This is a genomic window from Anaerohalosphaeraceae bacterium (assembly GCA_035378985.1).
Lineage (GTDB): Bacteria > Planctomycetota > Phycisphaerae > Sedimentisphaerales > Anaerohalosphaeraceae > JAHDQI01.
Genome location: DAOSUR010000009.1, coordinates 12,667 through 24,967 on the forward strand (window position 1 = coordinate 12,667; position 12,301 = coordinate 24,967).

10 protein-coding genes are annotated in these 12,301 nt (G+C 50.5%); 4 read left to right on the forward strand and 6 right to left on the reverse strand.

Translation table 11 applies throughout. The annotated features are described in order from the left end of the window. Positions 1-279: 279 nt before the first annotated feature. The 6 genes from PKY88_07830 to PKY88_07855 form a co-directional block, all read right to left on the reverse strand. A complete protein-coding gene (locus tag PKY88_07830) occupies positions 280-906 on the reverse strand; it encodes an IS5 family transposase (protein ID HOQ05104.1) in 627 nt (208 codons plus the stop codon). Between the two features lie 450 nt (positions 907-1,356). Continuing rightward, positions 1,357-3,549: a putative Ig domain-containing protein gene (locus PKY88_07835; GenBank protein HOQ05105.1), complete on the reverse strand. Its 2,193-nt coding sequence runs from the start codon at positions 3,547-3,549 to the stop codon at positions 1,357-1,359. Positions 3,550-3,566: 17 nt separating this feature from the next. Continuing rightward, positions 3,567-4,727 carry a MotA/TolQ/ExbB proton channel family protein gene (locus tag PKY88_07840; protein HOQ05106.1) on the reverse strand — a complete coding sequence of 387 codons (1,161 nt, stop codon included), beginning with the start codon at positions 4,725-4,727 and terminating at the stop codon, positions 3,567-3,569. Between the two features lie 15 nt (positions 4,728-4,742). After that, a complete protein-coding gene (locus PKY88_07845; GenBank protein HOQ05107.1) occupies positions 4,743-7,271 on the reverse strand; it encodes a bifunctional serine/threonine-protein kinase/formylglycine-generating enzyme family protein in 2,529 nt (842 codons plus the stop codon). Positions 7,272-7,369: 98 nt separating this feature from the next. Next, positions 7,370-7,555: a hypothetical protein gene (locus PKY88_07850; protein HOQ05108.1), complete on the reverse strand. Its 186-nt coding sequence runs from the start codon at positions 7,553-7,555 to the stop codon at positions 7,370-7,372. A 34-nt stretch (positions 7,556-7,589) separates the two neighbouring features. After that, positions 7,590-8,327 (reverse strand): sigma factor, encoded by a 738-nt coding sequence (locus tag PKY88_07855; protein HOQ05109.1) that lies wholly within the window; start codon positions 8,325-8,327, stop codon positions 7,590-7,592. Positions 8,328-8,732: 405 nt separating this feature from the next. Between PKY88_07855 and PKY88_07860 the strand changes: the two genes are divergently transcribed. From PKY88_07860 to PKY88_07875, 4 genes are all read left to right on the forward strand, one after another. Then, positions 8,733-9,092: a hypothetical protein gene (locus PKY88_07860; GenBank protein HOQ05110.1), complete on the forward strand. Its 360-nt coding sequence runs from the start codon at positions 8,733-8,735 to the stop codon at positions 9,090-9,092. Next, a complete protein-coding gene (locus PKY88_07865; protein HOQ05111.1) occupies positions 9,085-10,821 on the forward strand; it encodes a hypothetical protein in 1,737 nt (578 codons plus the stop codon). Before PKY88_07860 ends, PKY88_07865 begins: the two co-directional genes overlap by 8 nt. Positions 10,822-10,968: 147 nt before the next feature. Then, complete coding sequence (locus tag PKY88_07870) at positions 10,969-11,766, forward strand: hypothetical protein (protein HOQ05112.1); 798 nt, start codon at positions 10,969-10,971, stop codon at positions 11,764-11,766. 27 nt (positions 11,767-11,793) lie between these two features. Continuing rightward, the gene (locus tag PKY88_07875; GenBank protein HOQ05113.1) at positions 11,794-12,291 is read left to right on the forward strand and encodes a hypothetical protein; all 498 of its coding nucleotides are present in this window, start codon (positions 11,794-11,796) and stop codon (positions 12,289-12,291) included. Positions 12,292-12,301 lie beyond the last annotated feature (10 nt).

The window sequence follows — 12,301 nt, forward strand, 5'->3', positions numbered from 1 at the left end:
GGTTTTCTGGTCTATATCAGCAATCTTGATTAGACCGGCTGCATTGCACGAGCCGCCAAAGTTATTCATTTAACCTTGGCGGCTTAATTTTTCAAGGAGACACCCTCCCTTCAAATAATTTTATTTACTCCCAAAGATACATCCTTCTTTCCCGCATCAAACAGTGGAAAGAACCTGACTGACAGGATTGAAAAGATCAGCTAAAGGAAGACCATCATGGAACCCTTAAAAAAGAAACCGCAGAACGATTCCTCAAGGTTATCTAGATTCGAAGCCATTTCATAACCTCCTGAGCGTTATAATTAAACAAGCTATATGAAAGAATGCACGATAAATTGTAATATTCCGATCGTATCGTACGACAAGTCTGCGGCAGTTGCCCAGCCAAGCAAAGGTGCGTTCGACCTTGTATCGACGCCTGTAACGACGAAATTTTCTTCCATCCTGTATCGGTTTCTTTCTGCAACGGGTACGATGCGGACAAATCAATTCTATGCCGCGTCGTGCAAGCTGCTTTCGCAAAGAATCCGAATCGTAGCCGCGATCGGCAATAAGACGCTCAGGTTTTTGTTTTGGCGCCCCCGGACCCTGCCGGGGTACCGCTATCGTTTTGAGGGTCCTTTCGACAAGTTTGACCTCCGCCGGGGACGCAGAGTCCAGGTGGTTTCCCAAAGGAATACCTCGGCCGTCGACCACCACCATCCATTTCGTTCCCTTGCCGCGTTTGGTCTTTCCGACACATTCGCCCCTTTTTGGCAGGTGCAAAACTGCCATCGATAAAGCATTCACTCCAGTCCAGCCGGCCTCGCTCATCGAGTTGGGCCAGAAAGGCTCGTCACGCACCCAGCCAAATATCCTGTTCTTCCCAGTCTCGCAATCGCCGCCAGCAGGTCGAAACGCTTCCATATTTTTGGGGAACCTCCTCCCATGGAGCTCCGGTTCGCAACACCCAGAGGATGCCTTCAAAAACTCTGCGGTTATCAATCCACGGTCTGCCGCCGCGTTTTGACCTTTTAGGTTTTGGCAGGAATGGTTCAATTTTTGCCCACTGCTTATCCGTAAGCTTCCAACGTTGTTTAGTCATCCTTGACTCTTTAAAAAAACCGTTTTGGAGCCAAATGTACATAAGTTCTTGCGTGGCGAAAGCTTAAAAATAAAAAAAGATTCTGGGTTATGAAATGGCTTGTAGGAAAAAACACCATTCCGGCAATTTGAATCATACCAAAAAACCAAACCAGATTGTCGGACAGACACCGATTTTGTTAGGTCCACTGGAGTCCGGATTATCTCAGGAAAAAAATATGTCCTCATGGGATCAAGCTGCCATGTCTGCCCATATCTCCTTTTGGACAGCCATCATAGTTTTTGGCAAGCGGTCTGGCCGCGGGAGTCTTTTACTTCCACAGTAAAATTTATTTCTTTTGTATCGTTGACGTGAATCGTTGCAAAGGGTCTGCCATAGAGTTGCCCTTCCGGAGAAAGCGTCATTCCCGGAGGCAAGGTACCCTCCGCGACTTTCCAACGGTACGGTCCCACACCGCCTATACACGCCAGCTGAACTGAATAATCACAAGAAGCACGTGCATTCGGAATCGATTTTGTTAAAATCCTTAACGGTTCTACCGTCACGGGCTTGCGGGAGGCAAAGGAGCGCAGGAGACGAAGAATCGTCATCAGAGCCGCCGCCAAAAGCAAAGCAAGGATTACCGGCAGCCAGAGAGGGACCATCCTTCGAACCGTCAATTCAAACTCTCGCCGAACCTGGTGTCCGCCGGCATCGGTCACTTGAACCCAGATACGGCTGCAGCCCGCTTTGTTCGGAATTCCGCTCAAACGCCCTTCTTCATCCAAAATCAAGCCCTCCGGGAGCCGGCTGCCCTGCCAACGACAAGGTTCCCGCCCCCCCACACAGGCAAAAACTATATCCGACGATCGCCCGGTCAGCAGAACAGGAATCGAACGAGTCGTAATTTCAAGAGGAGTCGTATTTTCCTCGGTGAGAATTCCTCCTTTAAGCACAAGAGGTTCCGCAGAAGCATTCTCCTCGGCATCCCGAACAGCCAGTTTCACTTCAAATGGTCCCGCCTGCTGAGGCACTCCTTTCAGGAGACCTTTTTGGCTGTCTATCTCAAGCCCGGCAGGAAGCTGCCCGCCTGTAAGGGCCCAGTGATAAGGCGGATACCCGCCCGTAGCCGACAGCGCAATCTCATAAGGACTTCCCACGCGACCTAGTCCGGCTTGGTGAGTAAGGATTTCAACGGGCTTCAGCGGCGGGTGCACCGTAAATTCGTAGGCGACCGACGTCCGTCGCGATTCGGCATCCGTCAGAGCAATCGAAACAAGAAACACCCCCTTTCGGGAGGGAGTGCCTTCAAAGAGCCCCTCTTTAGCTGAGAAGGTCATACCCGGACAAAAGTTACGAGGTTCAATTGTCCAGCGATATGGCGGCGCCCCCCCCTCAACCGCCACAGCCAGATGATAAGGTTGACCCACACGGGCATCCGGCAGCATTTTGGTTTTGATTTCCGGCGGCGGCGGGGTCTGCCCCGGCGGTGCCAGCACCGTTAATTGCAGCGGACCACTTGACGCCTGAAAGCCGTTTTTATCCGTGACTTTCCAGCGAATCTCCCTCGTTCCGATATCGGACAGAGCCGGCGTTCCGAGAAAGGCCGTTGAAGAATCGTTCAGCCGAAGCCAGCCGGGCCCTGCTCCTTCCAAAGACCATCGGTACGGCGGCTGCCCGCCTTCCGCGGCGGCATAAATCATATAAGCTTCCTTAGCAACAGCAGCGGGGATTTTCTCTGTAACAACCTTCAAAGGGGGAGGAGGCGGATATTTTTCATAAACGGCCAGATGAAAAGACCTGCTTTCCTGCTGTCCCCGCGGCGTTCTGACTGTGACTTCAAAAACATAGTCGCCGGTGCGGTTAGGGCGTCCTTCCAAACGGCCTTCCGGCGTCAGGGTCAGTCCGGGCGGCAGATGCTCTGACGGAGTCGACCAGGAATAAGGCAGCTGTCCCCCTTCCGCGGCAAACTGAAACGGATAAGACTGTCCCTGATAGGCATCAGGCAGAGGACTGGTTGTCAGAATCGAAAGCGGGACGGTAGGGACCGGCATCTTCCGATAGACATCAAGCTTGAATTTCCGGGCCACTTCCTTGATATTCTCCGGATTATCCGGCGAAACGGCTTTGCAAATCACCTCAAATACATAATCCTGTTTTTCTTCAATCTCCGCCGGCAGTTGGAGACGTCCAGACAACTTGCCTGTTTTGGCATCCAAAATCAATCCGTTCGGCCGCTGCCCCTTCCCGAATTCCCACCGGAATTTCCCCATTCCTTCTCGTGCCCCGAGCCAAACAGAATATTCCGCTCCATGATAGCCGTCCGGCAATTGTTCCGTCATAATCTCCGGCGGTACAAAAACCAAATCGCCGACCAGCAACACCGCCAGCACCAGCAAAAAAGCCAGTCCTCCGATGGTATTCGCCAGCACATCGAGAAACGAAGTCCCGAAAAAGGTAAGCGTTTCTGAACGTTTGCGAGCCATAAACCACGCACCTGTTCTTATACCGAATCAGGAATGGATGGAGAGGGATTCTTGTTCGCGGACCGCTGGAGAAGGTCGCGAATTTCTTTGAGCAGATTTTCTATCGGACGGATATGTTCCTGAGTCAGGACAGGACCGCCGGAAGAATCTTTGCTGAGTTTCGAAAGGAACTGGCTGCTTTGATTTTGCAGTTTCAGACTATCCGCCAGCAGTCCTTCCAGAGTTGTTAAATGGCTGACCATCCCCTGCAGAATCGGAGCGGCAATTAGCGGCGGTATCTTATGCTGCATAACATTTTCAATATCCGCTCGATTGCCGTTCATAGCGGTTCGCAGCTGTTCAAAACCCTTTTTCATTGCTTCGACAATCTCCATCGAGGCCCGATCGTGCTCTTCAAAAAGAGCACAGACTTCGTCAAAGCAGAGCATATCGATTTTTTCCAGCATGTGCTCCTGACGTTTAAGCATCCAGGACATATAAAAAACCGCCGCTACGCTAAGCACCAACGCCAGCAGGGTTGTATCGAAGGCCGTGGCAAAATTGGCCGTAACCTTCGGCAGCGAGGCCTTCACCTGCTGAAAGCCTTCCGCTTTCTGAATAATGGCGGCAAAACCCGCCAGCCCCACACCGATTCCCAGCACCGTTCCGATAAAGCCGAGCGTGGGTATCAGCCATAAAAGATACCGCACATTGGTATAGCCGGTTTCCAGTTCATCCTGATTAACGGCACTTCGGGAGCGAAAGTAATCATCAAGTTCGGAAGGACTCTGACATTTCCGAAGCCGATCCATTCCGTGCAAAATCATTTCAAAAATCTGACTGTTGTGGAAGGGTTTGTACTTATCCTGCAGAAAATGCCGGCGAACCGTGTCCGCCTCCTGCCAAGTCATTACGATTTCGAATGCTTCATTGCTCAGAATTTCACGGGCCGCATCAAAGGCCTTCTGCTCATGCTTGAAACGAATATGCTTCAGGCCGATACAAACCACCGTCAGCCAGAAACAAAAGGTCGTTAGATATTGGATAAACGTCCTTTCGAGAAACAGTGTCCTGATATAGCTGCCCGGCGGAAGGGCAAAGCGGACGGTCAGAAAAGTCAGAGCTGTTGCCGCGGCCGCTGCTAACAGGACAAAACGGACCCCCCTTTTCTCTAATCCTTGTATCCATTCCCATGTCATATTTCCGACCCTTCTTTAACGAAATGCTACACGAAATCCAACCGTCGGCAGTTCCAGGTCCGGATCGGCCTCTATCCTCAGATACGTAAGACCAGATAAAGCTCCGGTATCTTCATAAGAACCTCCGCGCAGAAAATACGCCCCTTCCGATGAGGAATCCTTCATTGTCCATTCAAGAACATTGCCCGTCATGTCCTCGCATCCGAAACAACTAACTCCTGCACTAAACTGGCCTGCCGCGGATGTACGGGCCAGACCTGACTCCGCCATATTGCACCGGGTCCTATCGAAGGTGTCCCCCCATGGATAGCGGTGCCCATCAGTTCCTCTGGCCGCCGCTTCCCACTGGTCATTGGTCGGAAGCGTCCCTCCGCACCAGGAGCAAAAAGCCACTGCATCCTTATAAGAAATCCCCGTCACCGGATGATACCTGTATTTTTCAAGAAACGGCCGGTCCGACCATTCGAGCAAATGCAGGTTCCAATGTTTCGGCTGGCTCGGATAACCGGTTTGAACAACAAACTGGTAGTATTCTTCATTGGTCACGGGAAACTTTCGAAGACGAAAACTTTGCAAAGGAACAATCCGTTCGGGATTCCTTTTGAGTACATTCAAGTCGTTTTCAGAAAGCCCGAACTGGCGGCGAGCCCAGAGAATCTCTTCCTGACTTGTCCCCAGAAGATATCGCCCGGAAGGGATAAGAGCCGTCTGCGCCAGTTCTTCGGAAGACCACCGGACCGGTTTTTCCTGAAGGTCTTTTCCATATCGGAATCCAACATCGTCCTGCAGCAGCGAGGCATCCGTCGGCATCCGAAACCAGTTCAGCGAGTACAACTCACCTGCATACCTCCAGGAACCGCCGCGTGTATGCTTGAGTCTTCCTTCTCCGCCGTCAACCCATTCCCACACATTACCAGCTGGATTCAGCAACCCCTCAGACGCAGCTCCATCGGGCAGGGCCTCCACGCTCACCAATTCCTCCCGAGTCTTACGATGCCTCTCCAGAGTCTGGGCATAGGGAGTATCTTCCGGCCATCGGTTGCCCCAGGGATAGACGTGGCCGTCCGGTCCGCGGGCGGCACGCTCCCACTCATCATTGGTCGGCAGACGGCAGCCTTTCCACTGACAAAAGGCCTCTGCATCCTGAAAATCCACATGCGTAACCGGCTGTTCTCCCATTGATGAAGGAAAATCCGCCGGAGCTCCTTTGGGCCAGTGAGGCGGGCGGCGCCAACCGGTCCGCTCAACAAACTGACCGTACTCAAAATTAGACACCGCCAGTCTGGCAATTGAAAAAGACGGCAGCTGAACCGTATGCTCCGGCGGCATCAGAAACTGCTCTAATCGGGCTCCCTGCAAATCATAGACCCCTTGAAGAGCTGTAACGACTTCCACTTTGGCTCCGATGAGAGCCGGTCCGGCAGAAATAGTGATCAGATGATTCGTCGGATAGGACGGTTTCCGGTAGGATTTTTCTTCTTTCCTGTAGGCCGTCCAAACAAACGGTTTATATTCCCACGGTGTCCATTCCGCTGTGCTTTCACAAACCGGACAGGTGGCCTGCTCTTCCAATCCGATAAATGAACATTCAGAACATTGAACACAGGAAACAGACTCCATCCCGGCCGGGCTTTGGTCAATTTCCAGCAGACGCTCCTGAACAGCAGAAAAATCCTGAGGACGACGGTCTTCTTCAACCTGTAAACAATCCATGACCAAACGAGCCAGTTTCCTATCCGAACAAAGTTTGCGGATGCAAGGGTGAATAGACTGCTCCTGCCAGTCCCGCAGCAACCTCTTAACAACCTCTTCTGAGGAAGTGCGGATTAAGTCGCTCTGCTCCGGATTCGGAGGACGGCCGGTCAGCATCTGACACAGAAGGCCCCCAAAATAATATATATCTCCGGCCACCCGATAACCAGACGCACGCCGCGGCGGAAACTGTTCCGGAGGCATCCAAGTGGCTTTCCCCACCAGATACTCCTGAATGGTAGCTGTTGGAATCGGCGATTCCGGTTCTGACAAATCTTTGGCTAAACCCCAGTCATTGATTTTGACGTTCCCGTCCCGACTAATCAGAATATTCGTGGAGTCCAGATCACGGTGAACAATTCCTCCGCCTTCCTGGATGGACTTTCGAGCCGCATAAGCCATTGCATCCGCAATCTGCCAAGCCCAATTTAATGTCTGCGGACAGGACAAACGCCCCGTTTTGGTCCGCCGAATTACATCCGCCAATTGAGGCCCGTCGATAAATTCAACAAAAAAATAATTCACCCCGTCTGTATCGATCCGCCACGGATTCACCAGCCGAACAATATTAGGGTGTCCGGTAATCCGCTGCCAAATCTGCACTTCCCGTGCAAACCAATCCAGCACGGCCTGATAGCCGGTATGTTCCGGACGCACCCGCTTGACAATGTATTTTTGCTCCGGATGGCTGCGGTGGAAAACCTTATAAACAATTGCTGAACTTTCCCAGCATTCTTCAATCACATATTCGCCGAAAATTACATCCCCCACCCCTTTGGGAGCCGCACTCATAAAACCTCTCCTCTGTCCGTTACCCGCGCCGTTCGGATTCAACCTGAGACTTCACCTAAATAAATTTTCTGTCGGGGCAATCAATAGTTTCAGGGGAATTAGGATTCATCCGGTGGAGAAATTTGCAGGGTCCGAGGACCTGGATCATCGGAAGGCAATCCGGCCCGGCGGTCTGTCGGTTTCTCCGTCGGCGCCGTGTCCTTACCCTCCAGCCCGAGCATCAGCAGGCGACAAATTTCCTCATCTGCAAGTTTTGAAACGTTTGTCTTGGGGTCTTTCTTCATTTTTAAATTCCTGAACCGCAAAGCGTGAGATGCATCAAAAGCTTAATAACTCCCTCAATTCCTCATCAACCTCCTCCTCACTCTTGGCCTTGGTATAAACTCGGATTTCCCCACGAATCGCTTTGATGAACTGCTGCTTGACCCACTCCGCCTTGTGGGATGCCTCCTTCCAGCTGTTTAGATGATATTTGGCGGCAACTTGGTCCCATGTGGGACGGTCCTGTTCATTCTGCAAATAATAGTCCGTAAAAACCTCAAAACAAACCTGCCGATCTTTTTCCCGGCATCGCTCTTGGACGGCCTGAACTGCCCAATTAAGAAGTTCTCTCCGCCAGACACTCTGATACACCTGCTCCGGCGTTTCCTCATCGGAAGGTTCTATGGCCGGTCCCGTCTGACTCCGGATTTGCTCCCATCGAAGCAGCTTACGGAGACGGCCTCGTTCGCGGGCAGAACCACGGCGATACTCATCAATCAGATAATTACGGGCACAGGTCAGCAGAAAAGTTCGGAACCGCCCTCTTTGACAATCCGCGGAATCGATTTTTTGTTTTTCGAAAAAATCGGCCAAAAAACCTTGGGTAAGGTCTTCGGCCTTTTCAAACGAATACCCCTGAGAGCGGTAAAAAGCATAAATCGGCTTCCAATAAAGAGCTGCAAATTGTTCGATGGCCTCCCGACCCTCCGGAGACTCCCGATTCTTTGCCTGTTCAATCATGGTCCAGATGGTCACAGGAAAGGGAGCATAAGTTGGGGGCTGCTTATTTGCCATCGTTTGAGTCCTAACATCTCTTTCCTTAAAAAGGGGAAAGTTTATTTTATCAAAATAGATATTACCACAAGAAAATTCAATTTTCAAGAGCGAAAAAATCCTTGCAAACCCACCTTTCTTTAAGGTAAAGTTATGAGTAAAGGAGTTTTAGAAGGAGAAACCGCAATAGAAACAAGTGTTGCACGAAAAGGCATTAAAAAAGCAAAAAAATAGGAAGAGGAGTATCTTACGAGAATAAACATCCTGTTTTTCCTTCCCCAAGCTCTTTTGTAGAAAGCTTTTATGTTTTTTTAAAAAAGGAGGAAGTTTTTGTTTTCATTGTCGGAACTTTTGCTGTCTTTCCGTATGGAAGAAGGAGAACAACCCAATCAAAAATAGTGAACTGACAGAGACAAGGGAAGCAAAATGAAAATTGAACCCAATTTAGCCATCGAAATGCGTCAGGAAGTCGTTCTGTGCGAGGGTACACAAGTCATCCTCCTGGACGGCACAAAGATACCCAAAGAGCAGCTGGGAGGAATCAGATGCGGCTTCGTTCGCTTTCTAAAAACCCTGGACCCCAATAAATCATTTATTCTGGGTCTGGTGGATATTGAAAATGCCCAAGCCAAAGTCGTCTTTTTCACCGCCCGTCAGATCGCCCGCCAAAACGGCATCCACATGCAGGGAGATGTTTCTCCGTACAGTGAGCAGCTGGCTCTTTGGGAGCAATACAAGCAGATGCAATCCTTCAGAAGTATAAAAAAGGAGACTGGTCATGAGTAAGGATTTCGCCAAGTCGGAACCGAGTTTTATATTACACGGGCAAATCGACCTGCCGCGTCTGATGAAAAAGCCCCTTGGCATCAAAATTGCGGGGATAGAACCCCGTGCGGACTTATATGCCTATAATGGCTTTCGATTTCTATCAATTCCGGCCTCCAGCGATGACAGGACGCTTGAATTGGCCTCTCAGAAATTTCGCAATCTGGAACGGCTGAACCGCCGGGCCGTTCATCAAATGACGATTCAGATCGGATATGATTCCCATTTGGCAGCGGAAAATCCAGGGGAGTCGGTCCGACGTCTCAGGGACCCGCATTATCGCATGCTGGACGGTTTTTTCTGGCCTCATTTAAACCTGAATGATTTTGACGTTGTTGTTCGTCATCACTCGCTCGTTAATGAAGCCGTGTGTGAGCATTTTTTGAAAATCGCCGGCTGCCAAGACTCCCGCCGGCAACTGCTGGCCCGGCACGCCCTGGCTATCACCTATCACAACCTGGCTTTGCAGGAAGAAATTAACATTCTTCAGAACAACGGGACAGAACCCGGCCGAATGTGGGAAAAAGCCCTCCAGCAGTGGGCAGTCATTCTGCAATCGAAAGAATTTTGGAATTACCTGAATGAATGGGCGCAGCAGTGGGCGGACTGGCGATTGGGAACCGGCCGTCTCGACGGTGAATTCAAAATGCAAATTGCCCAGCTGATTCTTTCTTTTCCGGCCTTTTTCATCCGCTCGTATGCAAGACTGGGCAGGCGGACCCTTTGCCTAAAACATCTGGAGCTGATTCAACGCTCCGAATTTCCGCAAGAAGCCAAGCAGGCAACACTGATTCAACTGGCCAAATCTTTAGCCCTCGAATGGCTTAAGCCCTTGCTTGCTCGACTGTCAAATCCGGAAGGAGAAGACTATCTCGTCAGAAAATCAGGTGTTCCGACAAGCAAATGTCCGAAATGCGGTTTCGGTTACGGATGGGACGACCTTGAGGGTTCATGCAGCCATTGCGGAGTCAAATTGCCGAAATCTCCGAATTCAAAACAACTTCATTCGGCCAAAAATTCAAAATCCACCGAACGAAAAACATTTCCTGCCAAAGGATTGGTTTCCTGGTTGGTCTTTTCAGATTTTTATGAACCCTTGTTTGAGGATGCTTTATCCACACGGGCTTTTCTGAAAGACGAACTGGGATTGCCGGAAGAGGCGGTTGAACAGGCCGAGTTTGATGCCTTCGGTGAAAGTCTTCTCGATGCAATGGAAAAACGAATTGATTTAGGCCAGGAAAGGGAACGAGCGATTTTATATACGCTGATTTTATACAAAAAACTGCTGCAGCTTCCCTTGTCGAACGCAACCCGACAGCGGATTCGGGAATTAAAGAGGGCCCGAACTCAACTGCTTTACGGCGATCTGGAAGTGCCCAAGGACCTTGACCCGACTGAATGCTGGTTTCTGCCTGGGCAGACCGCCGATCCATGTGATTCGATTGTTCTACCATTTTACAAAATCATCTACGAGGACATTATCGAATATCAATGGAACACCAAACGAATTCTTGTTCCCCGCTGTTCGCTGGCCGCCAAGCACCATAACGGAAAAATCAGAGCGGAAGAGCTTCGAGACGACCCCGCCTTAATCCAGCTCAAAGAACAAAAAGAACGCATTGAAGAGAAGGCCCATCAGCAGCAGAAAGCCCTCCAGGAACAGCTGGAAAAAATCCTGTCAGATATTTGAGCCGAACAGGAACGTCGTCTGAACGAATTGTCCACCAGCACTTCCGAGCAGGAAAAAAAGGACCACGCTCTCCTCAAGCAACTTGAGAAAGCCATTACAGAAAAACAATGGCTCCTGGAGGGACGACTAAACCAAAAAAAAGCCGAGTTGGAAAAACAGTATTCTTCTCAGATTGAAGCCGGCCGACATCAAAAGGAGAAAGCCGAGCACCTTTACAACGGCTGGTCGGCTGTTTTTCAGCACGATGGACTGCTGGCTGCAGGGGGCGCACTGGCTTTTGCGGCTATCGGGACTCTCTTTTCAGGAATGACCCTGTTGGACGCCGGTCTTTGCGGGCTGATTTTGGGTCTGTCTGGCGCCGCAGGCGGCCTTCTGGCCGGACGCCGTCTTCGCCGAATGAAGATTGTTCAGGCCGCCGAACCGCTCCTCACAGCAGAATCTCAAATCAAACAGCAGACAGAAGCATTGAAAAACGAACTGGAAGAAGAAATAGAAGATCTGCGCAGACAAGCCAAAATGGTCAGAACTCGACTGGGCAAGATTGAGCAACAGCTGGCTGAAATCGAGACATGGAGCACTCGGAGCATCCAGACGGCCAAAGAAACCACGGAAAAGAAAATTGCGGAGTTATGGGCCCAGGCGGAAAAGGAAGTCGCCGGGATGGTGCAAAACCTGCTCGGATCCATCAAAAGTCTTTCCGCAGAAAGCAGTTATCCGATGCTCAAAATAGTCAAAGCCGCCGGCTACAAATCCGGGGAAAGGCCTCCTTCCGATTACGGCGATGAAAAACTCAGACGATTTATCCAGAGTTTGCCTTTTGAGCAGCAGCAGCGACTGGCTCTTTTGGCCAGAATTCTTTCCAATGAGCAATTCAACCAACTTCTGAAGATAATTTACAAAATGTCTTCTTATGAACGGGGACAATTTTTATCTCAATTGATATAGACAAATCAACCGGATTGGAGATTCACAATGAACCATTGCAGCGGACCTCTTTTGAAACTGAACCAGTGGGCATTTCCGGGACCGTTTCGGATTCAGCCGTCCTCTTCCTCCTCAGCAGATGAAGTGGTCGCCCGGCTGCTGAGCGAAACAGCAGAAGGTCGAACCGCCCCTGCGGAAGGAATTTGCCTCTCCGAAGAAACTGCTGTATCCCTGTGCAACGCCCTCTTTCGAATTGAACGCCAGAATCGGCCGCAAAGCGGTGTACAGTCCGCACCAACCCAAGAACAATTGTGCATTCAGGATGCCGTCAGCCACATCAAAACTCTTCTTAAAAGAATGCAAATTGAATATTCAGACCCGACCGGGCAGGCATTTACCGAAGGTAGGCTGGATTTTGAACTCATCGGTGCCGCCGAAGTGCGGCCCGGACTCCGATACAAAACCATCATCAGCTGTGAACGTCCCGTTGTGATGATAAGGGGAAAACTCAAACAGCAAGCCAAGGGATTTGTAGCCCGACCCTGAATAAGAATGT